Annotated in this window: 26 protein-coding genes and 1 tRNA gene; 11 read left to right on the top strand and 16 right to left on the bottom strand. The window is 72.9% G+C overall.

The genetic code is table 11. From position 1 onward, the window contains the following. The first annotated feature begins 171 nt into the window (after positions 1–171). The 3 genes from NV263_RS02980 to NV263_RS02990 are packed head-to-tail and all read left to right on the top strand — an operon-like array spanning position 172 to position 4,107. On the top strand, positions 172–1,320 hold the full coding sequence (locus NV263_RS02980; RefSeq protein ID WP_263250884.1) for an EfeM/EfeO family lipoprotein: 1,149 nt from the start codon (positions 172–174) through the stop codon (positions 1,318–1,320). Further along, positions 1,317–2,498 (top strand): Dyp-type peroxidase, encoded by a 1,182-nt coding sequence (locus tag NV263_RS02985; RefSeq protein ID WP_263250886.1) that lies wholly within the window; start codon positions 1,317–1,319, stop codon positions 2,496–2,498. Before NV263_RS02980 ends, NV263_RS02985 begins: the two co-directional genes overlap by 4 nt. After that, entirely contained in the window at positions 2,461–4,107 is a 1,647-nt protein-coding gene (locus NV263_RS02990) for a phospholipase C (protein ID WP_380756683.1), read from the top strand. Before NV263_RS02985 ends, NV263_RS02990 begins: the two co-directional genes overlap by 38 nt. A gap of 25 nt (positions 4,108–4,132) precedes the next feature. Here the strand turns inward: NV263_RS02990 and NV263_RS02995 are convergent, their stop codons facing one another. The 5 genes from NV263_RS02995 to NV263_RS03015 are packed head-to-tail and all read right to left on the bottom strand — an operon-like array spanning position 4,133 to position 10,438. Continuing rightward, positions 4,133–5,644, bottom strand: a complete 1,512-nt coding sequence (locus tag NV263_RS02995; protein ID WP_263250887.1) for a helix-turn-helix domain-containing protein — start codon at positions 5,642–5,644, stop codon at positions 4,133–4,135. Continuing rightward, positions 5,641–6,678 (bottom strand): DUF917 domain-containing protein, encoded by a 1,038-nt coding sequence (locus NV263_RS03000; protein WP_263250888.1) that lies wholly within the window; start codon positions 6,676–6,678, stop codon positions 5,641–5,643. The genes NV263_RS02995 and NV263_RS03000 overlap by 4 nt, the downstream gene beginning before the upstream one ends. Before the next feature lie 31 nt (positions 6,679–6,709). Next, positions 6,710–7,840: a DUF917 domain-containing protein gene (locus tag NV263_RS03005; RefSeq protein ID WP_263250889.1), complete on the bottom strand. Its 1,131-nt coding sequence runs from the start codon at positions 7,838–7,840 to the stop codon at positions 6,710–6,712. Continuing rightward, positions 7,837–8,889: a DUF917 domain-containing protein gene (locus NV263_RS03010; RefSeq protein ID WP_263250890.1), complete on the bottom strand. Its 1,053-nt coding sequence runs from the start codon at positions 8,887–8,889 to the stop codon at positions 7,837–7,839. Before NV263_RS03010 ends, NV263_RS03005 begins: the two co-directional genes overlap by 4 nt. Before the next feature lies 1 nt (position 8,890). Further along, entirely contained in the window at positions 8,891–10,438 is a 1,548-nt protein-coding gene (locus tag NV263_RS03015) for a hydantoinase/oxoprolinase family protein (protein WP_263250891.1), read from the bottom strand. A gap of 626 nt (positions 10,439–11,064) precedes the next feature. On the opposite strand from NV263_RS03015, the gene NV263_RS03020 reads away from it, so the two are divergent. Continuing rightward, positions 11,065–11,616: a SigE family RNA polymerase sigma factor gene (locus NV263_RS03020; protein ID WP_263254025.1), complete on the top strand. Its 552-nt coding sequence runs from the start codon at positions 11,065–11,067 to the stop codon at positions 11,614–11,616. Between the two features lie 246 nt (positions 11,617–11,862). After that, positions 11,863–12,132 carry a metal-sensitive transcriptional regulator gene (locus tag NV263_RS03025; RefSeq protein WP_263250892.1) on the top strand — a complete coding sequence of 90 codons (270 nt, stop codon included), beginning with the start codon at positions 11,863–11,865 and terminating at the stop codon, positions 12,130–12,132. A gap of 445 nt (positions 12,133–12,577) precedes the next feature. Here the strand turns inward: NV263_RS03025 and NV263_RS03030 are convergent, their stop codons facing one another. Continuing rightward, complete coding sequence (locus NV263_RS03030; RefSeq protein ID WP_263250893.1) at positions 12,578–13,750, bottom strand: globin domain-containing protein; 1,173 nt, start codon at positions 13,748–13,750, stop codon at positions 12,578–12,580. A gap of 76 nt (positions 13,751–13,826) precedes the next feature. Then, entirely contained in the window at positions 13,827–14,273 is a 447-nt protein-coding gene (locus NV263_RS03035) for an RrF2 family transcriptional regulator (protein WP_263250894.1), read from the bottom strand. Between the two features lie 425 nt (positions 14,274–14,698). On the opposite strand from NV263_RS03035, the gene NV263_RS03040 reads away from it, so the two are divergent. Together NV263_RS03040 and NV263_RS03045 are read left to right on the top strand one after the other, a co-directional pair. Next, positions 14,699–15,715 carry a hypothetical protein gene (locus NV263_RS03040; RefSeq protein WP_263250895.1) on the top strand — a complete coding sequence of 339 codons (1,017 nt, stop codon included), beginning with the start codon at positions 14,699–14,701 and terminating at the stop codon, positions 15,713–15,715. Then, complete coding sequence (locus tag NV263_RS03045; protein WP_263250896.1) at positions 15,712–15,954, top strand: hypothetical protein; 243 nt, start codon at positions 15,712–15,714, stop codon at positions 15,952–15,954. The genes NV263_RS03040 and NV263_RS03045 overlap by 4 nt, the downstream gene beginning before the upstream one ends. A gap of 134 nt (positions 15,955–16,088) precedes the next feature. Here NV263_RS03045 and NV263_RS03050 read toward each other — a convergent pair whose 3' ends face one another. Together NV263_RS03050 and NV263_RS03055 are read right to left on the bottom strand one after the other, a co-directional pair. Continuing rightward, positions 16,089–16,868 (bottom strand): aminotransferase class IV family protein, encoded by a 780-nt coding sequence (locus tag NV263_RS03050; RefSeq protein ID WP_263250897.1) that lies wholly within the window; start codon positions 16,866–16,868, stop codon positions 16,089–16,091. A 210-nt stretch (positions 16,869–17,078) separates the two neighbouring features. Continuing rightward, positions 17,079–17,151 (bottom strand) — tRNA-Arg (locus NV263_RS03055). A 139-nt stretch (positions 17,152–17,290) separates the two neighbouring features. Between NV263_RS03055 and NV263_RS03060 the strand changes: the two genes are divergently transcribed. Further along, complete coding sequence (locus tag NV263_RS03060) at positions 17,291–19,345, top strand: NB-ARC domain-containing protein (protein WP_263250899.1); 2,055 nt, start codon at positions 17,291–17,293, stop codon at positions 19,343–19,345. Here the strand turns inward: NV263_RS03060 and NV263_RS03065 are convergent. From NV263_RS03065 to rpmB, 7 genes are all read right to left on the bottom strand, one after another. Then, positions 19,335–20,450, bottom strand: coding sequence for a hypothetical protein (locus NV263_RS03065; RefSeq protein ID WP_263250900.1), 1,116 nt, complete (start codon positions 20,448–20,450; stop codon positions 19,335–19,337). The genes NV263_RS03060 and NV263_RS03065 overlap by 11 nt on opposite strands. Positions 20,451–20,671: 221 nt before the next feature. Further along, entirely contained in the window at positions 20,672–22,195 is a 1,524-nt protein-coding gene (locus tag NV263_RS03070; protein ID WP_263250901.1) for a GGDEF domain-containing protein, read from the bottom strand. A gap of 42 nt (positions 22,196–22,237) precedes the next feature. Next, positions 22,238–22,918, bottom strand: a complete 681-nt coding sequence (gene bluB, locus NV263_RS03075; protein ID WP_263250902.1) for a 5,6-dimethylbenzimidazole synthase — start codon at positions 22,916–22,918, stop codon at positions 22,238–22,240. Between the two features lie 197 nt (positions 22,919–23,115). Next, entirely contained in the window at positions 23,116–23,355 is a 240-nt protein-coding gene (gene rpsR, locus NV263_RS03080; protein WP_263250904.1) for a 30S ribosomal protein S18, read from the bottom strand. Between the two features lie 5 nt (positions 23,356–23,360). Beyond that, positions 23,361–23,666, bottom strand: a complete 306-nt coding sequence (gene rpsN, locus NV263_RS03085; RefSeq protein WP_263250906.1) for a 30S ribosomal protein S14 — start codon at positions 23,664–23,666, stop codon at positions 23,361–23,363. Between the two features lie 19 nt (positions 23,667–23,685). Then, positions 23,686–23,850: a 50S ribosomal protein L33 gene (gene rpmG / locus NV263_RS03090; protein ID WP_263250907.1), complete on the bottom strand. Its 165-nt coding sequence runs from the start codon at positions 23,848–23,850 to the stop codon at positions 23,686–23,688. Continuing rightward, a complete protein-coding gene (rpmB, locus tag NV263_RS03095) occupies positions 23,850–24,086 on the bottom strand; it encodes a 50S ribosomal protein L28 (RefSeq protein WP_263250908.1) in 237 nt (78 codons plus the stop codon). The genes rpmG and rpmB overlap by 1 nt, the downstream gene beginning before the upstream one ends. A 99-nt stretch (positions 24,087–24,185) precedes the next feature. On the opposite strand from rpmB, the gene mrf reads away from it, so the two are divergent. From mrf to rpmF, 3 genes are read left to right on the top strand one after another with little or no spacing between them, the layout of a single operon-like run. After that, positions 24,186–25,454, top strand: a complete 1,269-nt coding sequence (gene mrf / locus NV263_RS03100) for a ribosome hibernation factor-recruiting GTPase MRF (protein ID WP_263250910.1) — start codon at positions 24,186–24,188, stop codon at positions 25,452–25,454. A gap of 14 nt (positions 25,455–25,468) precedes the next feature. Beyond that, positions 25,469–25,723: a type B 50S ribosomal protein L31 gene (locus tag NV263_RS03105; protein WP_263250912.1), complete on the top strand. Its 255-nt coding sequence runs from the start codon at positions 25,469–25,471 to the stop codon at positions 25,721–25,723. A 24-nt stretch (positions 25,724–25,747) separates the two neighbouring features. After that, positions 25,748–25,900 (top strand): 50S ribosomal protein L32, encoded by a 153-nt coding sequence (gene rpmF / locus NV263_RS03110; protein ID WP_263250913.1) that lies wholly within the window; start codon positions 25,748–25,750, stop codon positions 25,898–25,900. Positions 25,901–25,946 lie beyond the last annotated feature (46 nt).

The following is a 25,946-nucleotide window of genomic DNA, read 5'->3' on the forward strand; positions in this document are numbered from 1 at the left end:
GACCTCGTCCCCACTGTCCCGCGGGGTCGACGTGGCCGCGAGGTGACGCCGAAGGGAACTTTCGTTCCTTAGCGTGCATAACGGAACACCGCCGTTGTTCCGGCAAGTCGGCTGCGCTACCTTCCGGGCTGATCACTGCCGGTGATCGGTTCTGGGGAGGGCGGCGTGCGCGTGGGGCGGACAGCGGCCTGGGCCGTCCTGGTCCTGGTCTCGGCGCCGGTGATCGGGTGCGAGCGGGCTCCGGCGCCCGGCGCTCCGGTCGTGTCGGTGTCGCGCAACCACTGCGGGGAAGGCTGGACCCGCCCGCACTCCGGACAACAGGTGCTGCGGGTGCGCAACACCGGGAGCCTCGCGGCGACCGCCCGGCTGGTGGACCCCTCGTCCGGCGTCATCTACGCCGAGGTCGACCAGCTCGGTCCGGGCGCCGAGCGCGACATGCCCGTGGTGCTCGGGCGCGGCGAGTACGCCGTCCGCTGCCTGGTCGAGGCGCACGCCCCCGCCACCGGGCCCGCGGTGCGGATCAGCGACGGTCCGGCCGCCGCGGCTCCGGCGGCGCTGCCGGTCACGGTGAACGACCTGCTCGGACCCCTCCGGCAGTACCAGGACCACGTCGCGGCCGGGCTGGAGGTGCTGCAGCGCGACGTGGTCGAGCTGCGGGACGCGGTGCGGTCCGGCTCGGTGGAGTCCGCGCGGCGGCGCTGGCTGACCGCCCACCTCGACTACGAGCGGCTCGGTGCCGCATACGGCGCCTTCGGCGAGCGCGGCGACCGCATCAACGGCCTCCCGCACGGGCTGCCCGGCGGCGTCGGCGACCCGGAGTTCACCGGGTTCCACCGGCTGGAACTCGGGCTGTGGCGCGCAGAACCGCGCGCGGGCCTCGCCCCGGTGGCGGACGGGCTGGTCGACGACGTGGCGTCGCTGCGGGCCGACTTCCGGCAGCAGCGGATCGATCCGCTGGACCTGGGATTGCGCGGCCACGAGATCCTGGAGGACGCGCTGCGGTTCGAGCTGACCGGCGAGTCCGACATGGGCAGCGGCAGCGGGTTGGCCACCGCCCGCGCCAACCTCGACGGCACGCGCGCGGTCCTCGACGTGCTGCGCCCGCTGCTCACCACCCGCTACCCCGGTCTGTCCGATATGGACAGATCGCTGGACCGGCTGGGCCGGGAGCTGGACGCGCACCGGCGACCGGACGGCACCTGGCAATCGCTCGCGGACCTGAGCACCCGCGACCGCCAGCGGATCGACGGCGCGATCGGCGAGGCGCTGGAGCGCCTGGCGCCGGTGGCCGCGCTCTGCGAACCCCGGAGGCAGCCATGAGCCTCGGACGGCGCGCGTTCCTGCGCGGCACCGCCCTCGGTGGCGCCGGGGCGCTCACCGCCGCCGCCACCTCGCCGGAACCCGCCCCGCGCGCGCGGTTCCACGGCGAGCACCAGAACGGCGTCCTCGTCGAACCGCGGCGGCAGACCGCCGTCGCCGCCTTCGACGTCATCGCCGACGACCGCGCCGGGCTCGTCGACCTGTTCCGCGCGCTCACCGACCGGCTGCGCCTGCTCACCCGGGGCGGCACGCCCGCACCGGTCGGGATCACCGCGCCGCCCGAGGACTCCGGGGTGCTCGGCCCCGTCGTCCCCGGTGGCGGGCTGTTCAGCGTCGTCGGGGTCGGCGCCTCGCTGTTCGACGAGCGCTTCGGGCTCGCCGACCGCAGGCCCGCGCGGCTGAAGCCGATGCGCACGTTCCCCGACGACCACCTCGATCCGGCGCAGTGCCACGGAGATCTGAGCGTCCAGCTCAGCGCGGAGCACGCCGACACCGTGGTGCACGCGCTGCGCGACATCGCCCGGCACACCCGCGGTGCGATGCAACTGCGCTGGCGCATCGACGGGTTCGCCAGCCCACCGCGGCCGAGCGGGACGCCGCGCAACCTGATGGGCTTCAAGGACGGCACGGCCAACCCGAAGGCGGGCGAACTGGACCGGCTGGTGTGGGTGCGGCCGGGCGCGCCGGAACCCGCCTGGACGGCCGGCGGCAGTTACCAGGTCATCCGGCTGATCCGGATGCTCGTCGAGTTCTGGGACCGGATCTCGGTCAACGAGCAGGAGATCATCTTCGGTCGCCGCCGCGACTCCGGCGCCCCGCTGGACGGCTCGTCCGAACACGACGAGCCGAACTACCCGCTGGACCCCAGCGGGGCGGCGATCCCGCTGAACAGCCACATCCGGCTCGCCAACCCGCGCACCCCGGACACCGACGACCAGCGCATCCTGCGGCGCAGCCACAACTACGACCGGGGCATCGACGCGGTCGGCAACCTCGATATGGGCCTGATCTTCACCTGCTACCAGCAGGACCTGGCGCGGCAGTTCGAACGGGTGCAGGAGCGCCTCGCCGGCGAACCGCTGACGGACTACACCACCCCGTTCGGCGGGGGCTACTTCTTCGCGCTCCCCGGGGTGCGCGATGGCTCCGACCACCTCGGCCGGGGTCTGTTCGTCTGAGGAGGACAACGCCGTGAGACCGAAGCCGTCGAGAAGGACCGGACTGCGCGGGCTCGTCTCCCTGACCGCGCTGACCGGCGCCGTCGGGCTCGCCGCCGGCTGCGCCGCCGCACCGGCCACCGCACCGCAACCGACCAGGACACCGATCAAGCACGTGGTCGTCATCTTCCCGGAGAACATCTCCTTCGACCACTACTTCGGCACCTACCCGCACGCCGCCAACACCGACGGGACCCCGTTCACGCCCGCGCCCGGCACGCCCGCCGTCAACGGCCTCACCCCCGACCTGCTGCACCACAACCCCAACGCCTACCAGCCGCAACGACTCGGCCCCGAACACGCGCTGACCTGCGACCAGGACCACAAGTACGCCGCCGAGCAGCGCGCGGTGAACGGCGGCCGGATGGACAAGTTCGTGGAGAACACCGAACGCGACCGCTGCACCGGCCAGCCCGTCCTGTTCGGCGAACCCGGCATCGTCATGGACTACTTCGACGGCAACACCGTCACGGCGATGTGGAACTACGCCCAGCACTACGCGATGAGCGACAACTCCTTCGACTCCACCTACGGGCCGTCCACGCCGGGAGCGATCAACCTCGTCAGCGGTCAGACCCACGGCGCCCAGGCCGTCGACGCGAAGACGCACCAGCCCGTGTCGGACCCGGACAACGTCGCCGCGGAGAACGCCGACCACGTCGGGACCCTCATCGACGATCCCGACCCGCTCTACGACGAGTGCTCCAACAACGACGGCACCAGCGACGACAACCTCGCCGCCATGCACGGCCGCAACATCGGCGACCTGCTCAACGCCAAGGACGTCAGCTGGGGCTGGTTCGAAGGCGGGTTCCGGCCCACCGGCCGGGCCGACGACCACGTGGTGTGCGGGGCGAAGCACAACAACATCGGTGGCCAGGCCCAACGCGACTACAGCCCGCACCACGAGCCGTTCCAGTACTACGAGTCCACCGCCAACCCCAAGCACCTGCCGCCGAGCTCGGTCGGGATGGTGGGCCGCAGCGACCAGGCCAACCACCAGTACGACGTCAGCGACTTCAACGACGCGCTCGCCGCCGGGAACCTGCCCGAGGTCAGCTACCTCAAACCGCCCATGGCGCAGGACGGGCACGCGGGCAACTCCGACCCGCTGGACGAGCAGCGGTTCGTCGTCGACGAGATCAACCGCATCCAGCAGTCGAAGGACTGGGCCTCGACGATGGTCGTCATCGCCTACGACGACTCCGACGGCTGGTACGACCACGTGGCCCCGCCGGAGATCAACGGCTCGCACGACCCCGCCCAGGACAGCGCCGGCGCCTGCGGCGACAAGCCCGCCGCGGCCGGGTACCAGGACCGCTGCGGCTACGGCCCGCGGCTGCCGCTGCTGGTGATCTCGCCGTACAGCAAGCAGAACCACGTCGACCGCGCGCTCACCGACCAGGGCTCGGTGCTGAGGTTCATCGAGGACAACTGGCACCTGGGCCGCATCGGTGACGCCTCCTGGGACGACCGCAGCGGAAGTCTGGAGGGCATGCTCGACTTCTCCGCCCCGCCGCACCCGCAACCACTGCTGCTCGACCCGGCCACCGGAGCCGTGCGGCGGTGAAGCCCGTCGTTGACCCTGCTCGCGTTCAGCCGTCGCCGGACAGCGCGGCGGTGCGGCAGGCCAGGTGCAGGGCCAGCCGTTCGTCGCGGTGCCGGAGGTCGACGTCGAGGAGGCGCTCGACGCGGTCGATGCGGGCCGCGACCGTGTTGCGGTGCACGCCGAGCACGGCCGCGGTCTCGGCCAGCGACGACTCGGCGTCCAGGTAGGCCGCCAGCGTGCGCACCAGGTCGCCCGGCTGACCGCGCAGCGGGGCGAGGAGCGCGCGGGCGGCCGGTTCGAAGGTGTCCGTGCGCGTCCACTCCAGCAGCAGCTGCGCCATGCCCAGCTGGTCGACGTGCAGGAAGCGGCCCGACTCCGGGCGGGTCGCGGCGATCCGCGCGGCGTCGGTCGCCTCGGCGATCGACGCCGCGAGCCCCTCGGCTCCCGGGTGCGGGCGCCCGACGCCCATGTGCGCGTCCAGGGTGCGCTGGAGTTCCCGTTGCGCGGAGCGGAGTCGTGCCGCCAGCGCGCGCACCTGCTCGGCGGTCGGCTCCTGGTCGCGGGTGTGCCAGGCGGTCCAGCCGTCGCCGTGCTCGGTCACCACGGCCTCGACGCCCTCGGAGCGCAGCGCCCGCGCCACCTCCGGTCCGCGCGCCACGGTGTCCGCTGGGGACGCGACGCCGATGCGCAGACCGACGTGCCAGCCACCGAGCCGCCACCCGGCGTCCGCCGCGCGGCGCCGCAGGTCGGCGGGCGGTTCGCCGTCGAGCCGCAGCAGGTCGCCGAGCAATGCGGAGCGCGACCGGGCATCGCGCTCCAGCTCCAGCCGGTGCGCGAGCAGCCACCGCTGCACCGCGCCCGCCGCCACGGCGAGCGCGGGCGGTGCGACGTCCGCGCGGGCCGCGGCCGTTCCGCGCAGTTCGACGGCCAACCACGACGCGGGCCGCGGTGAGTCCGGCAGCAGCACCGGGTGGGCGAGCAGCACGCCGTCGGAGAGCTCGGTGCGCTGCGGGACCGGTTCGCCCGCGCGGACCCCGGACGCCGACGGGAGATCTCCGGCCAGCGGCGCACCCCGGTCGTCCAGCAACGCGGCCGGCGAGGCGAGCTGATCGCGCAGCACCGCGACGACCTCGTCGGGCGGGCGGAGCCGGGCGCCGAGCGCCTCGTGCACGGCCAGCACCAGGTCCGCGCGGTCCAGCGCGGGCGCGGTGAGCAGCAGCCGGGCCGCGACCAGCAGGTCCAGCGGGGCGGTGTCCGCCACCAGCAGCGGGACGTCGAGCCGGTCGCCGAGCATCCGGGTGCTCGTCAGCGGTTCGCAGTCCGGGAGCAGCACGCCCGCGCCACCGCCGTCCGCCACGCGGCGCAGCAGCGCGTCGAGCCGCCAGTCCCCGGCGGACACCGGGCGCACGACGACCACCAGCTCACCCGGCTCCACCGCGCGCCCCGGCACCGCCGGGCGGACGACGCGCACCTCCCGGCCGAGGGCGGCCGAGCCCGCGCGCACCCGGACCCCGCTCCACTCGGGCAGGGACAGCACGCGCCGCACGTCGATCGTCACAGCAGTACAGGATCGCAGTCGATGCCGAAGGCGCGCGGGGCCAGCACCGGCAGGCGGCGCGGATCGGTCCAGAACTCGGCGGCGGGCAGCCGCAGGACGGCGACCTCGACGCCGGTGCGCGCGGCGTCGCACGGGACCGGCACGCCGGTGCGGCGGTCGACCACCGCCAGCACGTCGGGGGTGGACGCCACGGGCGCCCCGTCCCGCAGCGCGAGCAGGTACTCGTTCTCCATCTCCAGCCGCAGCAACGACTCCCGGTCGCGCACGGTCAGGCTGCCGCGCCCGAACCCGGGACCGGACCTGCGGGCGACCTCCACGACGCGGCCGACGCCCAGCAGCCCGGCGCCCGTCGCCGCCGCCAGGTCCGCCGGCCGCTCCCCGGCGGACAGGGCGCGTCGCCCGAGGTCCAGCGCCGCGCCGACGGTGCCGAGCAGGGCGCAGCCGGGCAGCTCCGCGGCGCGGATCGGCGCCATCGCCATCGCCGCCCAACCGCCCGCGCCGGCCAGGAACGCGCGTGCCGTGCGCTCCACCTCCGCCGCGCTGCCCTCGGCGAGCACCAGCACGTGCCCGCCGGGCTCGGCCAACGCCACGGGCGCGACCTCGCCACCGACCGCGGCGACCGCGAGCTGGTCCAACCGCGGGACCCCGCGCCCGGACTGGTCGGCGTCCACGCACGGCACGCCCAGGTCCACGGCCGCGACCAGCGGCAACACCCCGTTGAGCCCGCCGACCTCGATCGACATCAACGCGTCCGCGCCCCGCCCGGTCCACCGCCGCACGGCGGCGACGGCCGAGAAGAACTCCGCGCCGGACGGCGGTTTCTCGTCGAACACCGAGGTGGCGCCGATCACCCCGACCGGGACGACCAGCGCATCACCGTCCAGCTCCGCGACCGGCGTCAGCGCGACCCGGTGCCCGGCGGAGATCCGGTGGCGCAGCAGCGCGGTGGCGGCGCCGGTCTCACCGCCGCCACCGGATCCGAGCAGCGCGACGCCCCGCTCCAGGGCGGGGACGTCCGCCGAGCCGATGCGCACCCCGCCAGCCTGCCGCAGCCGTCCGCGCCGGTCAGCGCGGGGTGCGGTCGCCGTCCGGGTGCAGCACCTGGGGTGTCGACTCCACCGGGCGGAAGTCGTAGGGCAGGCCGAAGGCCGCCGGGCCGAACACCGCCAGTGCTTCCGGGGTGCGCATGATCGCCGGGGTGGAGATGCCGATCGCGGTGACCCGCTGCCCGTAGCGCAGCGATTCGGTGGTGATCGGTTCCGCCAGCTCGGAGTCCAGCACGCACACCAGGTCCGGCACCACGCACCGCACCTCGCCGTCCACCAGCGCCACGAGGTGCTCGTTCTGGAACTCCACGTCGAGCCGGTGCTCGCCGTCGAACGACACCGCCGACGCGCGGCCGCGCGCGAACCCGGCCTCGGTGCGCCGCTCGACGTCGGAGATCTTGCCCCGGAACAGCACCCGCAGGTGCCCGTAGAGCGTGTCGCCGAGCCGGTCCGCCAGCTGCGCCACCGGGTCGGTGTGGTGCTCCCGCGCCTCGCGGATGGCGCTGCCGACGGTGTGCGCCAGCGACAGCGTGCGCGGGATCGCGGTGCGCTTGACGTCGGCACCGGACATCGAGTACTCGGCGATGTGCGCGACCCCGCCGAGCCGGATGGTGACGCCGCGCGCCAGCCACTCCATCCGCCGGTTGTCCGCGCCGGTGTCGATGACCGCCGACTCGCCGCGCTCCCCGGCCACGGCCATCGGCGACCCGGTGATGCCGTAGACGCCGAAGGTCTCCATCTGCAGCTCCGGGAACGCGCGCCCCATGCCGTCGGCGTCGACCACCGGCAGCCCGGTCCGCGCGGCCACGACCAGCGGGATCATCGAGTTGATGCCACCGCACTCGATCGGCATCGTGGCGTCGGCCCGCGCGCCGAGGTGGTCCTCCAGGGCCCGCAGCGCGGTCACCGGCTCCGCGCCGCTGGGGATCTTCTCGTGCACCACGGTCGGCGCGCCCATCTGCGCGGTCGGCACCACCAGCGCACCGTCGTCCACTTCGGACGGATCGAGGACGGTGACCGGGCCGAACTCGCGGATCGCCTGCCGCACCAGCAGTCGCCCGACGTACGGGTCGCCGCCGCCACCGGTGCCCAGCACCGCCGCACCGCGCGCCAGGTCGTCCAGGTGGTCCTCGGTCAGCAGCCAGCTCACCGCGGCACCCCCACCGGGTCGATGTCGTAGCCGAAGTAGCGCGGCCCGGCCAGCTCCAGGCCCGCCGCGCTGTGCCAGCGCGGATCCGCGGGCGCGGCGATGACGGCGACGCGCTGGCCGTAGCGCAACGACTCGGTGGTGATCGCCTCGCCGGTCTCGGCGTCCAGCGTGCAGATCAGGTCCGGCACCGACGCGAGCACCGCACCGTCGCGCTCGGCGACGAGGTGCTCGTTCTGGAACCGCAGCACCAGATCGGACCCGGCATCACCGTCCATTCCGGACAGAGCGGCATCGCCGCGGGCGAAACCGGCCTGGGTGCGCCGCGAGACGTCGACGACCTTGCCGGTGAACAGCAGCTCCCCGCCGAGCCGGTCGACGACCGCGGCGACTCCGCCGCTGCGCACCAGCCGGCCCAACTCGGCGCACAGGGTGAGGGTCGCGGGCACCATCGACTCGCGGGCCTGCGCCCCGTCCATCGCGTACAGGCTGACCATCGCCGAGCAGCCCATCTCGATCGTCGCGCCGCGCGCCAGCCGCTCGGCCCACCCGTTGTCGACCGTGTCCAGGACGGTGCGGTTGCCCTTCTCGTCGGCGATCGCCATCGGCGTGGCGCGCACGCCGTGCAGCGTGGGCAGGGTCATCTGGATCTCCGGGAACGCGCGCCCCATCCCGTCGCCGTCGACCAGCGGCAACCCGAGCTGGGCGGCCGCGGCCACCGGGATCAGCGAGTTGACCCCACCTGCCTCCGCGCACGCCACGTGCGTCAGCTCGCGGCCCAGGTAGTCGGCGAGCGTGCGGGCGGCCAGCCCGATCTGCTCGACCGACGGCAGCTTCTCCACCATCACGGTGGGCGCGCCCATCATCGCCACCGGCAGCACCGCGGCGTCGGACGGCAACTCGTCGAGCGCGGTCAGCCGCACCGGCCCGTGCTCGCCCAGCGACGCCCGCGCCAGCAGCCGCCCGATGTGCGGGTCGCCGCCGCCACCGGTGCCCAGGATCGCCGCGCCGCGCGCGACGTCGTCCAGCTGATCCGCCGTGATCTCCCGCATCTCACGCCCCCAACTGCAGGTCGCCGACGGCCTTGACGCGGATGCGGGTGGCGTTGCCCGGCAGGTACGGGATCGGAACCTCGTCGAAGTCCACGATGTCCACTGTGGATGGAGTTGCACCGGCGGCGACGGCGCGGTCCACGGCCTCCTGCTTGGCCTCGTCCACCACGGCGCCCCGCCGCCCCGGCTCCACCGCGTACACCCGGTCGACCTCCCCGCCGATCTGCGCGATGGCCGCGCCGATCGCGTTGGCCACGGCGTAGTGCTCCGGTCGCCGCACCTCGCCGGCATCGCCCATCTCGTCGGGCAGCAGCACCGATCCGCCACCGACCGCGACCACCGGCAGCGGTTCGGCCGAGGTCCGCATCCGTTCCACGGCGTCCGCGGCGTCGGCGGCGATGCGGTCCAGCGCGGCCCGGACCAGGTCGCCGTCCAGGTGCCGCACCAGCTCCGGGTCGCCGATCTCGGCGCGCCCGGCGGCGACCGCGATGTCCGTCGCGGTCAGCGCGTCCCCGCCGAAGACCAGGGCCTCGCTGGTCAGCTGGTAGCCCACCGAGTCGGGGCCGACGGTCACCTCCCCGTCGCGCCGCACCCGGCTGCCACCCCCGATGCCGATGGACAGCACGTCCGGCATCCGGAAGTTGGTCCGGATCCCGGCGACGCTGACCGCGGTCGTCGCCTCGCGCGGGAAGCCCTGGTTGAGCACGCCGACGTCGGTGGTCGTCCCGCCCACGTCGACCACCGCGCAGGTGTCCAAACCGGACAGCGCGGCGGCGCCCCGCATCGAGTTCGTCGGCCCGGAAGCGAAGGTCGCGACCGGGTACCGCCGAGCGAAGTCGACGTCCATGAGCGTCCCGTCGTTCTGGCTGAGGTACAGCGGGGCGCTGATCCCGGCCCCGCTGACGGACGCGGCCAAGCCGTCCACGATGTGCGCGGCCAACTCCCGCAACGCCGCGTTGATGACGGTCGCGTTCTCCCGCTCCAACAACCCGACGCGCCCGATCTCGTGCGACAACGACACGGCCACGTCCGGCAGCTCCGCGGCGATGACCTCGGCGGCCCGCTGCTCGAACTCGTGGTTCACCGGCGAGAACACCGAGGTGATGGCCACGCTGCGCACCCCGGCCCGCCCCATGTCTTCGGCGGCCTTGCGCAGCTCGTCCTCGTCGAGCTCGGAGATGTGCCGCCCGTCGAACTCGTGCCCGCCGTGGCACAGGTAGCTCCGCCCGCCCACGGCGTCGACCAACCGCTGCGGCCAGTCCACCATCGGCGGCAACGACGCCCCGGCGGGCAAGCTCAACCGCACCGCCGCGGTCGGCGCCAACCGCCGAGCCTCCACGAGCGCGTTGATGAAGTGCGTCGTCCCGATCATCACCGCCCGCACCCGCGCGGGATCGAACGCGTGCTGCCGCTGCAACCCGTCGATGGCAGCGACGATCCCCGAGGTCACATCACCGGTGGTCGCCATCTTCACCGCGGCGAGCACCCGCTCCCCGTCCAGCAGAACCGCGTCGGTGTTCGTCCCCCCGACGTCAATACCGATCCGCACCCGAACCTCCTCACCGCCGGATGCCGGCACCGTACGCCCTGGTCAGATGCAGGGCAGTAGGCGGAGTGCACAGTCCAGGGGCGGGGGTTGGGGGGAGTGCACAGGGTGGTGATCGTGCTCGACGAACGGCGCGATGGCCCCGGGCGACCCGCGCCGAACCGGAAGCCCCGATCCGCCGACCGGGGCCACCCCTCCCTTCGCCGCGTCGCCGCCTGTCGGGTGCGTTTGCCCGGACACCGCGAACACGCTTCGCCGCAACGCTTTTGCGCGCTGGTCGCGCGGTCTCGACGACGGCCGCGCCGCCTCGCGGTGACCGCTCGCACGCGGAGCGGCGGACCGCGTGCGGCCGTTCCTGCGGGAATCCCCGCACGGGGCTCGGAACCGGCGTCCCTGCGCGGTGCTGCCCCGTAGTGTCCTGGTCGCTTCCGTGTCGTCGGGCACGCGAACCGCCACGCGCAGGGACATCGATTTCACCAGTTGTCCAGCGGAACAGTACGCACGAGGCCGGCTCCAGGGGGGACCCGGAGCTGCGTTGCAGCCATCGGCAGCGCGGGCTGCGACGGGGCGTCGACGTCCCGCCAGGGTCTTCGCCCGCGCCCAGCGAATCGGAGGTCCGAGTGATCGGCATGCTTCCCGCGACGAGGGGGCGGGACGTCGAGAAGACTTCGAAGCGACTGCGCGCGATCGATGCGCCCGCCGCTCCACCGCTCAGCCTCGAAGATCTGTACCGCCAGCAGCGCATGCGGATGGTGCGCCTGGCGATCCTGCTGGTCGACGAACCGGCCACGGCCGAGGACGTCGTCCAGGAAGCGTTCACCGGCCTGTACCGCAACTGGGCCGGGCTGCGCGACTCCGCGGCGGCCCTCGGGTACCTCCGCGCGGCCGTGGTCAACAGCAGCCGCTCGGTGCTGCGACGCCGCAAGACCGCCCGCGCCTACCAGCCGCCGCACCAGGTCAACGCCCGTTCCGCGGAGTCGTTGGCGATGCTGACCGCCGAGCACCGGGCGGTCGTCGACGCCCTGTCCGCACTCCCGCCCCGGCAGCGCGAGGTGCTCGTGCTGCGCTACTACGGCAACCTCTCCGAATCCGAGATCGCCGACGCCACCGGGATCTCGAAGGGCGCCGTGAAATCCACCGCCAGCCGCGCCCTGGACGCGCTGAAGCGCACCATGGCGTAGCGGGAAGCACCGGAAACCTCGGCGGCTGCGCGGTTTTTCGAGCCGGGGAACCCCGTCGGCGGGGTTCCCCGAGCTGCGCGGGCCGCAGGAGGATGCCGTGTGGACCGCTTCCACCGCTTTCGCCGCGCCGGTCGCGGCGGGTCTCGTGGGATGATCGCGTGTACCGACCGGACGGCGGTGCGCCCTCCGCCTCCGGGATACCCCCAGGGGGTTTTGTTATGTTGTGGTCGAGCGGAGGTGGTCGGTGTGGAGATGAAGCCGGAGTTGGTGGGCGATGCGCTGACGCGGCTGCGTCGGGCGCGAGGCCAGTTGAACGGCGTGATCGAGGCGATCGAGGAAGGTCGTGACTGCGCCGAGGTGTTGACCCAGTTGGCGGCGGTTTCCCGTGCTCTGGACCGCGCCGGGTTCAAGATCGTGGCCAGCGGGATGCGTTACTGCATGCAGGCCCGCGATGGAGAGGACGAGCCGCCGATGACCGAGCAGGAGCTGGAGCGGCTGTTCCTCGCGCTCGCCTGAGCGCGACCCGCGATCCCGCTGTGCGCCGCGGGGTCGTGTGATCGTTCCATACCCCCCGGGGTATTGTTCCGCTCGGCGACTCCCGGTCGCGGCCGAAGTCGACGTGCCCGTGGTCAAGGGGTCCTGATGCCGTCGCGGTCTGCGCTCCAGCCACCGCGCCGAGACGGCACCGGATACCGGGATAGCGCGCCCGAGGACGAAACGCGTTGAGCGGAAAGGTGAATCATGTGCCGTCGAGTGGAGTGCCGGACGTGCCGGAAGCCCACCTACGCGGGCTGCGGCCAGCACGTGGAACAGGTGCTCGCGGATGTGCCGAAGGCCCAGCGCTGCGCCTGCACCCCGGCCGAGAGGAGCGGACGCGGCGGCCGATTCCTGCGGAGGCTCTTCGGCCGCGGCTGACCGGGGCGCCGCACGTCAGCGCGTCCGCGAGCGCGGAGCCCCGCGCTCAGTCCCGACCGAGCCAGAGGTCGGGGCCGAACACCTCGTAGTGGATGTCGGCCGCCGGGACACCGAGTGCGCGGAGTTGGGCGCGGGCCGAGCGCAGGAACGGCAACGGGCCGCACAGGTAGGCTGTGACGCCTTCCGGGATGTCGACCGCGGACAGGTCGACCAACCCCGTGCGGTCGGCGGGCCAGCGACCTTCGGGCGCTTCGTACCAGACGTGGGCGGTGGCGTCGGGCAGCTTGGCGACGAGCTGGTCGAGGTCGGCGCGCAGCGCGTGGGTGCGCTGCGTGCGGTCCGCGTGCACGGCGATGACCTGGCGCGGGGAGTCGGTGGCCGCCAGGTGGCTGAGCATGCTGATCATCGGCGTGCAGCCGATGCCGGCGGAGACGAGCAGGACCGGCCCGTCGCCGTCGTCGAGGGTGACGTCCCCGGAAGGCGGCCCGATCCGCAGCACGTCCCCTTCGGCGACGTGCTCGTGCAGCTGGGTCGAGACCTCGCCGTCGACCTTCTTGAGGGTGAACTGCAAGGCGTCGCCGGGGTCGCCGGACAGGCTGTACTGGCGGATCTGGCGCGCCCCGTCCGGCAGCGGGACCTGCACGGACACGTACTGACCGGGACGCGAGGCGGGGATCGGCGAGCCGTCGACCGGGCGCACCTGGAAGGTGACGACGTCGCCGTCCGGCAGTCGGCCCACGACGCGGTAGTCGCGCCAGACGTCGCCGTCGGCGATGCCGGCCTCGGCATGGAGGCGGGCCTCTTTCGCCATGAGCGCGTCCGCCATCCGCCAGTAGACCTCGCTCCACGCGGCGGCGACCTCGTCCGTGACGGCCGAGCCCAGCACCTCGCCGATCGCCGCGAACAGGTGCGCTTGCACGATCGAGTACTGATCGCACGTGATCCCGAGGGATGCGTGCTTGTGCGCGATGCGGCTGAGCATCGTCTCGGGCGGGGTGTCGGGATGTTCCAGCAGGGCCGAGGCGAACGCCGCGATCGACCCGGCGAGCGCTTGCTGCTGCGCACCGTTGGCCTGGTTGCCCCGGTTGAACAGGTCGCGCAGCAGTTCGGGGTGGGCGGTGAAGAGCTTCTCGTAGAAGACCGACGCGATCTCGCCGATGGAGCCGCTGACCGCGGGCAGGGTCGCGCGCACCGTTTCGGCCGACTTCTCGGACAACATCGGGGGAACTCCCAAATCGGTATTCAAGATTCGGATTTCCGGCCGCAGCGGGCCACCCGGTGTGGTGCGGGCCGGGTCAGTCCGCCGGGGGTCTGGGGGACAGGCTCAGCAGGACGGGGCCGGTGGGGGCGGCCACCAGGTCCTCGATGGTGATCGGGTCGAGCGCGGCGTAGAAGGCGTCCTGCGCGCTGCGCAGCGCCGAGCGCAGCCGACATGCCGACCGCAGTGGACAGGGCGGATCGTCGTCGCAACCCACGACATCCCCCACGCCTTCGAGCTCGCGCACCAGTCCGCCGAGAGACCTGGTGCGCCCAGCCGAGGTCAGCGCAAGACCGCCACCGCGACCACGACGCGCCTCGACGACGCCCAGGTGCTGGAGCAGCGTGACGACCTTCGCCGCGTGGCTGTAGGGAACGGCAACGGAGTCGGCGACCTCCCGCGTGATCGGCGAGTCCTCCTCGCCCAGAACCGCCAGCCGCATCGCGATCCGCAGCGCCAGGTCGGTCCGCTTGGTCAGTCGCACGAACCCGACGTTAGATAACTCGCCTCCACGACTCCAAATATCCCCGGGTGTTCGTAGGGCAGGTCATACCCGTTGCCCGGCGCGGAAGACCGGCGGTGACCAACCGGAAACCGTTGGTGGCGGGCGGGTTCGGTGCGAGTGCTGGGCGGTCCCAGCAGGACCGCCCGTTGCGATCCGGAAAGGTGGTGGTCTCGACCACGGGGCGGCTCCCGGGCGTCCCCGGAGCGCCCCGCTGCCGGAGCTCGGCGGGCTTCGCCCGGCCCGGTGGTTCGTCGGGAACGGCTGAGCAGCCGATCAGCCTCGTCGACGTCGTCCTGCTGCGCTTTCACGCCACGCGAACCAGGGGAGTCGAAAGTCCCAAGACACAGCGGGCCAGGGGGCGGAGGGTGGCGGCAGGTGGCCGGACAGGCGGAGAAGGTGATCACGTGTCCGCTGACGATGGCCGGGCCGACGAGGTCGAGGAGACCCGGCACGGGGAACCGCGGGAAGACGGTGAGCGGCCAAGCGAGCTGCCCGAGGAGCGCGCCCCGGATTCCCGGGAGCCCGACGTGCTCCTGGACGTGCCGAACCTGTCGGTGGAGGAGATCAAGCTTGAGGTCGAGGATCTGCGTGCGCGCGTGTCCTTGCGGGCCGAAGTGCTGGACCTCGTCAAGCTGAACGTGGGCGCGGACGTCGCGCTGGGACGGGTGTCGTTGACGATCGCCGGGGTGCAGGCCCAGGCGCTGCTGAAGGTCCGGCTCGACACGGTCGCACGGATCCTCGACCGCGTGTTGACCACCATCGACCGCAATCCGCAGATCATCGAGCAGGCGGTGCGCAGCCTCGAACCGGCGCTGCGCGGGGCCGGCGAGGCGGTCGGCGAGCTCGGGAGAGGCGCCGGCGGCGCGGTCGAGCAGGTCGGCGAGGGCGCAGGCGAGGCGCTGGAGGAGGTCGGTGAGGGCACGGGCGGGGCCCTGGAGGAAGTGGGCAGCGGTGCTGGGGAGGCCGCCCAGGAGGTCGGCCGGGGTGCTGGTGAGGCCGTGAGTGATGTCGGTAGTGGTGCTGGGGAGGCCACGAAGGAGGCTGGCCGGGGTGCTGGTGAGGCCGTGAGTGATGTCGGCAGTGGGGCCGAGGAGGCCACGAAGGGGGTCGGCCGGGGAGCGGGGGAGGCCGCGCAGGAAGTCGGCCGGGGCGCCGGCGACGCGACCAGCGAGGCGGGCCGCGGTGCGGGGGAAGCTGCCCAGGACGTCGGTGGGACCGCTGAGGACGTCGGCGGGGACGCCGGAAAGGCCGCGGGCGGGCGGTCGGGGGAGGGCTCCGCCGAGCGCGCCCCGCGCGAGGAAGAGCCCGATCGCGGGCGTGCTGAGCGCCCGGCGGGCAAGCGGCGGCCGGTCGGGGGCGGACGCCCGCGCCGCCCTTCGTCGCCGTCCGGCACGAGCGGTCGGAAACCGCGGTCGTCGTGACCCCCTCGCACCACGCGCACGCCATCAGCTTCGACGCGACCGTGCGAGCACGGCGCCTGCGCTTCCACGAGCAGCCCCGCACGCGCGTGGAGTTCTTCGGGGCCACGGCGCACGAATCCTCCTCGGACCGCACCGGACTTCCCGACCGGGTGCAGGCCGCGACCACCTACCGCGATGTCCGAGTCGACTACCGCCTCAAGGCCGCGCTCGACGACCCGGACCAGCCCTCGGATCCCTGACGCCCACGACTGCTCCTACGTGGTCGGGGGACTGCGCCGCGTCATGCGCACTCGAACTCGCATGCTGCGTTTCCCCAGATCAGGGCAGAGTTCGAGCCTGGGGAGACCCGTTTGCAGCAGAATCGGCGAGGTTTCTACAGGTGTTCCGCGGGGATCTCCGCGTACAGCTCGCGCAACCGGCTGAACACCTCGTGGTCGGACGGCCACTCCGCGCCGTCCACACAAGCCACTGGCCTGACCCCGGTCGCTGCGTTGGTCGCGAACGCGGCTTCCATGCCGTGGAGGTCGGACGCGGTCAGCGGTTCGGTGATCACGGGCTCGTCCAGGGCCTGGCGGAGCAGTCGCATGGTGACACCGGGGAGGCATTCGGAACGCGGCCAGATGATCTGGCCGTCCCGCAGGAAGCCGATGTTCGACGTCGCGATCTCCGAGATCGTGCCGTCCGGGTTCATGAACAGCGCGTCGTCGAATCCCTCGCGCTGCGCCGACCGCCGGTGCCTCATCGCGCCGAACAGCCCGGTGTGCTTCACGGTCGGGTCGTCGCGCCGGTACGGGACCGTCTGGAGTCGCCAGGGCTTCGGCTCCCCGCGACCGGCTGGGCGCGTGGTCACCAGGACGCACGGGTCCGCACTGGAGCCGATCGACCCGAGGTCGAGCTCGGGATCGTAGACGGTCACCCGCACCACCGTCGGCTGCGCGCTTCCGCCCAGGGCTTTCCGGACGTACGCGCGAACGCGGTCGGTGTCCAACTCCACGTTGAAGAGGTGGCGGCAGTCCTGCGCCAGCCGTTGCATGTGCAGGGACAGCCCGCGGACGCGGTCGTCCTCCACGAGCATCGACGTGAAGTGGCCGTAGTTCGTCAGCGCCAGTGCCTTGATCTGGTCGAGAGTGGCGGGGACCCCGTTCAGCTCCATGCCAGGCAGCTTCCCACTCCCCGCCGCGCCGCTGAGCCGGCGAACCAACGCGCCGCGGGACTTCGGTTGCCCGATGCGGGAGACCGCTGACCGCCTGGGCCCGAGAAGGTCGGCATGACCCAAGGACTTCCCCATGAACCGGAGGCCCAGCTCGACGCCCGGCGGCAGCGCGGGGAGAGATCAACCCCGCTCCGTCCACCAGCGGGTTTGCGCCCCCGGCAGGATTCGAACCTGCGACACCCGCTTTAGGAGAGCGGTGCTCTATCCCCTGAGCTACGAGGGCTGGTCTGCGACCTAGGTGGAGGGTACCTGGTCGGCGGGAGGGGGTGGTACGTGGTCGGTTGTCGCCGGGTGGGGCGGGTGGTGGTGCTGGTCACGTATGGTCGGAGATCGTCACTGACTCGGGTCTCCTGGGGGTGGGGATGGGCAACGACAACAGCGGGCGCGTCGAGAACCTGGCGCAGGTCGGCGGTGACGTGCACGGGGGCATCCACTTCCACGGTGGTCGGGACGTGCCGGTGCCCCGGGAGTTGCCGCCGGAGCCCGAGCACTTCGTCGACCGGGAGGAGCAGCGGGCCTGGTTGGACCGGTTGCTCGACGGCGACCGGCGTGGTCGGGCCGAGGTGGGGGCCGTGACCGGGCTGAGCGGGGTGGGCAAGAGCGCCCTCATCGCCTACTGGTTGCGGGCGCACGACGTGATCGAGCGGTTCGACCACGGGCAGGTGTACTTCGACTTCGGGTCCGGTCGGCGGACCGTGGACCAAGCCGCGGAGCACTGCCTGCGCGCCCTGGGAGTGCCGGGGGAGCGAATTCCCCCGACGTCGCAGGGCAAGATCGCGCTGTTGCGCACCGAGACGGACCACCGGCGGTTGCTCTTCTTCTTCGACAACGTCGATGACGTGCGGGAACTGCTCCGGTTGCGGCCCGCTTCGCCGGACAGCGTCGTGTTGTGCACCAGTCACCGGGACGCCGCCGAGCTCCGGCCGGACGGGGTGGCCGCGATCCGGTTGGCACCGCTCGACGAGGACACCGCGCTGGACGTGCTGCGACGTTGCGCCGGTGCGGAGCTGGTCGAGGCGGAGCTCGACGCGGCCAAGCGGGTCGTGGAGCTGTGCGGGTACCTTCCGATCGCGTTGCGCGTCGTGGCGGCGCGGTTGGTCAAGCGCGGCGGGCGGATCGAGCGCGTCGCGGCCGAGCTGCAGGACCGGCAGCGGCGCCGGGTTCGACTGGAGAAGGTGTTGCGGGCGTTGGACTTCGCGACGGACGGGCTCGACGAGCCGCACGCCGAGCTCTACCGGCTGCTCGGGGTCTTCCCCGGCCGCGGTTTCACGGCGGAGGCGGTGGCGGCGTTGGCCGACCTCGATCCGGCCGACGCCGAGGACGCCCTGGAGGAACTGCACGACAGGAGCCTGCTCGAACGCGACGACCTGGACCGGTACCGGTTCCACGACCTCGTGCGGGAACACGCCGCGGAGGCCGGTCGGCAGCTCGGGGCGGATCGGCGCGAAGCGGCCCTGCGGCGGTTGGTCGGGTGGTACCGGCGGCAGGGCGCGTTCGCCGACCGGAAGGTCATGGAGCCGACCAGGCTGCGGGTCGCCGATCCGGACGTGGCCGGGAAGAACCCGTTCAGCGGGAAGAAGGCCGCCCTGGAATGGCTGGAGCGGGAACGGCCCAACCTGCTCGCCGTCGTCGGGGTGTGCGCCGAGAACGACTGGCACGAGGACGTCGTCGCGATCTGCGACGGTCCACTGTGGGCGCTGCACCACCAGCACAAGCACTACGCCGACACGCTCGCGGCGCTGCGCCGCGCGGTCGATTCGGCGGCGGCGCTGGGGAATCCGGTGGCCGAGGCGCGAATGCGGAGCCTGCGCAGCCAGTTGCTCGTCGAGACCGGCGAAACCGCCCAGGCGCGCGACGAATCGGAGCGGGCGTGCGCGGTGGCCGAGCGGGCCGGGCACCGGCGGGTGCTGGCGTCGGCGCTGGAGTTCCGCGGAAAAGCGCTGCACGCGTGCGGGGACCACTCCGACGCGATCGGGTTCTTCCACCGGGCGCACGCGCTGAACGAGGAAGTCGGGCAGGTGCGCGGGATGGCGTTGCAGGAGTACCTGGCCGGGAAGTCGCTGGTGGCGCTCGGGAAGTACGCGGAGGCGCTGGACAACCTGCGCACCGCGCTCGACCGGATGGCGGGTTTCCCGGACGACGCGCGGACTCCGGAACGCATCCGGATCACGATGGGCCGCGCCCACCAGGGCCGCGACCGGCACGACGACGCGCTCTCGGAGTTCGAGGCCGCGATCCGGTCGATCCGGGCTCGCGGAGCGTCCTTCGACCTCGCCGAGCCGTTGGAACTCCTGGCGGAGTCGCTGGTCGCGACCGGGCGCCCCGGGGCGCAGGACTGCCTGCGGGAGGCGCTGTCCCTGCACGAGTCGGTGCGCAGCCCGAAGGCCGACCGGGTGCGCGGCAAACTCACGGGCTGAACACGTCGACCGGCTCGGCCGCGGCCGGCCAGGACGGCGGCTCCAGCTCCAGGCAGCGGTAGACGACATCGCGAAGTCGCTGGTAGGGGCGGTCCTGGAAGGCCATCGCCGCGAGGTGGTCGTGGTCGGGGACCGGCCGGGCGCCGTCCAGCTGCGACTTCAGGTCCCCGCGCCGCAGGCGACCCGCTCGGGCGCCGAGCAGGGACATCGGGGAGCCCGGGGCGATCTCGTGCTCGCCGAACGCCGCCAGCAGCAGCGGTGTGCCCAGGGCCGCGGCGTAGAAGGCGAGCGAGCCGTGGTCGGAGACGACCACGTCGGCGGCGACCAGCGCCGCCTGCCAGGACCGCAGCGGTGGGACGAGGACCAGACCGCGGCGGCGGGCCGTCCAGGTCCAGGACTCGATCTGGTACCGCCCGTACTTCGCCCAGATGTTGGGGTGCAGCACCAGGGCGACCTGGTAGTCGGCCGCGGGCAGCTCCGCCACCAGTTCGGCGGCCAGATCGCCCTCGCGGCCGAACAGCGACTCCCCACCCCAGGTGGACGCGACGAGGACCAGCGTCCGGTGCTCGGTGCCGAGCGCGTCGCGGTAGTGCTCCCGCACCGGCAGGCTGGCCCGCAGCCGGGCGAAGCACGGGTCGCCGATGACCTCGGCGCGGGGCAGCGCCTCGGGGCAGTGCCGCCGCAGCACGTCGAGCTGGTCGTCGTGGGAAAGGCCGACGACGGTCGGCACCACTTCTCCGCGGTGCGTGAGCTGGGTGCGCGACAACCCGGAGACCTCGGTCGCGACTCCCTCGTCGGTCGCGCGGAGCTTGTGGTGGCCCGCCCCGTGCGGAAGGGTCATCAGCGGAATTCCCAATTCGTGCAGCGGTCCGTTTCCGCTCGGTGAGATGGCGAAATCGAACGACGCCGGGGTCGCCTCGCCCCAGTCCGCGATCCGGGCGCCGATGCGGTGCAGGTGGTCGTCGAGATCAGCGGAGAATTCGGACCCCCGGGCGATGGAGAACCGGGTCTCGACGCGCATGTCGTCGGCGAGCACCGGGAGCACGTCGAGCAGCCTGTCCAGCGCGGTCAGGGTGCGGACCACCCCGAGGACCCGGCGCCGCACGTCGCGCGTGTCCCACCGGTTCGCCCGCCGCGGCTCGGCGACGGTCCCCCGGTTTTCCGGTTTTCCGGTTTTCCGGTTTTCCGGATTTCCGGATTTCCGGATTTCCGGATTTCCGGCCTTATTCTCGATTCTAGTCGTGAATTCGCCGGGAAGGGCGGAAACCGGGGAGATCGTCGGTGCGGCGGACATGGCGGTCGATGGTAGTCCGGGGTGGGGTGCGGTCAGGGGCGGCCCGAGTCGAGCGCGGCCTCGTCGGTGGTTTCCTGTTCGACGCGATTGCGGCCCGCCCGCTTGGCCCGGTAGAGGGCGATGTCAGCGGCCGCGAAGAGCTGTTCCAGCTTGGTCGGACCGGCGGCGACGCCGATGCTCACCGTCGGGGGCCGCATGTTCCGGCCGAGGACCAGGCGCCAGTCGTGGGCTTCCACCGCGGCGCGGATCCGCTCGGCCACGAGCGGGCCCGCATCGCGGGCCGACTGGTCGGCGTCGACGAGCAGGATCACGAACTCGTCGCCCGCCCAGCGGCAGACCAGGTCGTCGACGCGGCACTCGCGCCGCAGCAGGAAGGCCACCTCCTGGAGCGCCATGTCGCCCGCGGCGTGCCCGGCCGCGTCGTTGATCTCCTTGAACCAGTCGATGTCCACCAGCACCAGCCACGGCACGCGGCCCTGCGCCGCGGTGCTCTCCAGCAGGCCCGGAGCGCGGCGCTCCAGGCCGAGGCGGTTGGTCAGGCCGGTGAGCGGGTCGCGCAGCGCCGCCTCCCGCGCCGCCATCGCCATCCGCTGCGCCTGCACCGCGACGCGGCGCTGTTCCAGCGCCTGGCCGAGGCCCTCCTGCAGCAGGTCCACCGCGGTGCGACTGGCGGCGACGGTGCGCCGCAGCGCGGCGCTTTCGCCGACCGGGTCGTTGAGCTCCTCGCAGATGGCCGACAGGTCCAGGGAGAACTGCATCATCAGCATCGTGTCCCGGATGGTCTCGGCGCTGTCCAGGGCACGGCTGGCGAAGGTGCGGGCCTCCTCCAACCGGTTCTGCGCGCGGCGCACCACCGCGAGAACCCAGTTGGCGACCGACGAGGTGAACCAGTCGTCGGCAGCGCGTCCCAGCGCCAGCGCCTCCAGAGCGGCGCGCTCGGCCCTGTCCATCTCGCCGACGCCCGCGAGGGCGCGCGCGTAGCCGGCCAGCGCGGAGCGCTTCACCTGTCCCGGTTTGGCCAGCGAATGGGCCTCCCCGTGCAGGTCGCGGGCGCGGGCGAACTGCTCGGCGGAGTCGTCCGGGCGCGTCACCGCCCGGAAGACCCGCGCGTTGCCCTCCCGGTTCAGGCAGTGCGCCAGCGCCGAGCACTCCCCGGATTCGCGGGCGACCTGCACGGACAGGGACATCAGTTCCAGCGAGGGACCGCGGTGCCCGATCGTCTCCAGCAGGTAGCCGAGCATGCTGATGGTGTGCGCCGCGCAGCCGCCCTGCGGCCGGTCGACGTCGAGTTCGGTCCACCCCTCGGCGGCCAGCTCAAGCGCGAGCGGGATGTGGGCCAGCCGCCACGCCAGCGAGGCGCGGTGCACCAGGACGGTCGCGCGGTTCCACTGCTCGCCGACCATGCTGGGACCGGCGGCGACGAGCTCGTCGAACGCCACGCCTGCCTCGGCGAAGCGGCCGGAATCCAGCAGGGACCGCACCAAGCGGTCCTGGGCGGGCACGTACCCCGCCAACAGCGGATCATCCTGCTGCACCACGTCCTCGCAGGGGCTCACCTCGTCGCGCTACGCGATGTCACACGCTGGTCACTGGCCAGACTACCGGGTGAGACGAGGGCCGTACTTCTCGTAGTGCACGACGTCCTCCAGGGGCAGGCGGCGCCGCCATCCGTGCCGCTCCAGATCGGGGCGGTCGGCGAGCGCGCGGACCGGACCCACGCACAGCCAGGCGACCGGTCGGACGCCGGTGGGGATGCCGAGCAGGCGGCGCAGGAACTCCTCGCGGTAGAAGCTGACCCAGCCCACGCCGAGGCCCTCGGCGGTGGCGGCCAGCCACAGGTTCTGGATGGCCAGGCACACCGAGTACAGCCCGGCGTCGGCGATGGCGTGGCGGCCGAGCACCTGCGGGGAGCCGCGGTCCGGGTCGTAGGTGACGGCGATGCCCATCGAGGACTCGACGATGCCCTCGACCTTGATGCGGGAGAACGTCTCGGCCCGCTCGCCCTGCAGCTGGGCGGCGAAGACGCTGCGCTCGGCGAGCACGTGCTCGCGGAACGCGCGCCGGGTCGACTCGTCGCGCACCAGCACGAAGTCCCACGGTTGGGAGAGGCCGACGCTCGGTGCGCTGTGCGCGGCGGTCAGGACCCGGCGCAGCACCGGTTCGGGGATCTCGCCGCCGGTGAACTCCGCGCGGACGTCCCGGCGGCGGTTGATCACCTCGTAGAGGTCGCCGACAGGGGTGTGGTCAGTGATCGGTGGTACTCGTCGAGCGGTGGTCATCGCCGACCATCCTGCCCTGCGGCGGCGCGGCCGCGGGGAGGGGCACCGCGACGCCCCTCCCCGCGGCCTCGTGAGTGCCCGTCGCTGAACCTGCTCCCGGAAGGGGAGTGGCACAGGCGGTGCCAGCCGCTTCCCCTCCGGCGAGTGGTCTCGCAACCGGCACCGCCACGCAGAACGGGTGCGAAGACGGGCTGTGATCAGGATTTGCGCGTTGGTGACGGATAGGGCAGCAGCGCCATTTCGCGGGCGTTCTTGATGGCCCGTGCGACGTCGCGCTGCTCCTGCGGGTCCAGGCCGGTGACCCGGCGGGACCGGATCTTGCCGCGGTCGGACAGGAACTTGCGCAGCAGCGCGGTGTCCTTCCAGTCGACGTGCGCGACGCCTTCGCGGCGGAGCAGGTTCGGCTTGCGGCGGTTGCGGCGGTCGGGGGTGCGCATGCCGATCACCAGCTCGACTTCGTCACGCCGGGCAGTTCACCGGCGTGCGCGAGTTCGCGCAGCCGCACCCGGGAGAGGCCGAACTTGCGGAAGTAGCCGCGCGGCCGCCCGTCGATGCGGTCGCGGTTGCGCAGCCGGACGGGGCTGGCGTCGCGGGGTTGCCGCTGCAACTCGCGCAGCGCGGCGTCGCGCTGCTCCGAGGTGCTGCTCGGGGCGGTGATGATCTTCTTGAGCTCGGCGCGCCGCTCGGCGTGGCGGGCGACGACCTCGCGGCGCCGGCGGTCGCGCACGATCTTGGACTTCTTGGCCACCTGGCCGTTCCTTTCCGGGTCAGCGTTCCTCGCGGAACTCGACGTGCTGGCGGGCGATGGGGTCGTACTTGCGCAGCCGCAGCCGATCGGGGTTGTTCCGGCGGTTCTTGCGGGTCACGTAGGTGTAGCCGGTTCCGGCGGTGGAGCGGAGCTTGATCACGGGGCGCAGGTCGGTGGCGGCCATCAGACGCGCTCCCCGCGGGCCCGCAGCTCGGCGACGACGGCCTCGACGCCGCGCCGCTCGATGGTCTTCATCCCCTTGGTCGACACGCGCAACCGGACGTAGCGGCCCTCCGAGGGCAGCCAGTAGCGGCGCCGCTGCACGTTGGGCAGCCAGCGGCGGCGGGTGCGCTTGTTCGAGTGGGAGACCTGGTTGCCGTAGCCGGGTTTCCTCCCGGTCACCTGGCAGCGGACGGACATGATGCACCTCTCGATAACGACATCCATTTTCGTTTAGACCGCAGAACAGGGTAGCGTGTCCGGACGTCAGATGAAAACCGTTGTCGATTGAGGTGGGGGATGGAAACCGAGCCGTCCTGGGGCCGGTCCGCCGCCGACCGGCGCACTCCGCTGGTCGTGGTGTCCGGCATCCACGCTGGTCACGTCGCGGCGACCGCCGAAGCCGCGTGGCGGGAGGACCCGGCGGGCACCGCCCTCGTGCACCACGACCTGCGCGAGGTGACGCAGGGCGTCGTCCGGCGCCGAGTGCGGCACGGCGACACCGACCGCACCTTCGTGCTCGAACTCGCGCACGGCTGCGTGTCCTGCACGCTGCGCGAGGACATGCTGCCGCTGCTGCGGCGGCTCTCCGCCGACCCGACGGTGTCGCGCATCGTCGTGCAGCTCGACCCGGCGCTGGAACCCGAGGCGATCTGCTGGGCGATCCGGCACGTCGTCGTCGACAGCAGCCCCGTCGACGACGACGTCGACGTCCGGGCCGTGGTCACCGCCGTGGACGTGCCGACCTGGCTGGAGGACGCGACCGGCGAGACCGAGCTCGTCGAACGCGGCCTCGGCGGCAGCCCCGACGACGAACGCACCCTCGCGCAGGTCGCGGTCGGCCAGGTCGAGTTCGCCGACGCGGTGGTGCTCGTCGGCTCGACGGACCGGTGGACCCAGGTGCGCACCGAGGCGGTCATCAGCCGCCTCACCCCGACCGCGCCCCGTGCCGACCTGTCCGACCTGCGGTTCTCCGACCTGGTCGGCCGGGTCCCGCTGGACGCCCGGCGCGGCGAGGTGGACGGCCCGCACGGGCCGCTGCTGCGCGGCCAGCCGTCCCTGGACACCGACGCGGGCGTGTCGATGCTGCTGTTCGAGGAACGCCGCCCGTTCCACCCGCAACGGCTGCACGAGGCGTTCGACGTGCTGCTGGAGGGCGTGGTGCGCGCCCGGGGCCGGGTGTGGGTGGCCAGCCAGCCGGACGTGGCGCTGTGGCTGGAGTCCGCCGGCGGCGGACTCGGCGTCGGGCACGCCGGACCGTGGCTGGCCGCGCTGGAACCCGAGCAGCGCTCGGAGCTGTCCCCGGAGCGCCAGGTCCGGGCCTCGCTGAACTGGGACGACTACTACGGCGACCGGATGCACGAGCTGGTCGTGATCGCCCACGAGGCGGACCCGCGGGAGATCGTCCGCGCCCTGCGGCACGCCCTGCTCACCGACGACGAGCTCGCCGCCGGGCAGGAGGTCTGGGCGACCTACGAGGACCCGTTCGTGGAGTGGCACACCGACCCCTGCGGCGACGACCCCGCCACCACCGCCGAACCGCTCCGTGACACCGGTCACGGGAACTGACCCGAGGAGTGCGCGTGAAACCCGGAATCCACCCCGACTACCACCCCGTGGTGTTCCAGGACCGGACCACCGGAGACCGGTTCCTGACCCGCTCCACCGCCACGTCCGAGACGTACGTGACGTGGGAGGACGGCAATTCGTACCCGCTGGTGACGGTCGACGTCACCCGCTACTCGCACCCGTTCTGGACCGGCGGCCGCCAGGTGCTCGACACGCAGGGGCGGGTGGAGAAGTTCCGCCGCCGCTACGGCGACCGCCGACCGTCCTGACCGCCGACCCGAGGAGAGATCCCGATGGCCGTTCCGAAGCGGAAGACGTCCCGCAGCAACACCCGCCACCGCCGTTCGCAGTGGAAGGCGACGGCGCCGGACCTGGTGCCGATCGTCGTCGACGGCGAGCGCAAGCTCGTGCCGCGCGCCCTGGTCCGCTACTTCCACACCCGCTGACGCACCGCGACGCCGGGAGCCACCGATCGGTGGCTCCCGGCGTCCG

Origin of the sequence: Saccharopolyspora rosea (assembly GCF_025643595.1) — a bacterium.
GTDB lineage: Bacteria > Actinomycetota > Actinomycetes > Mycobacteriales > Pseudonocardiaceae > Saccharopolyspora > Saccharopolyspora rosea.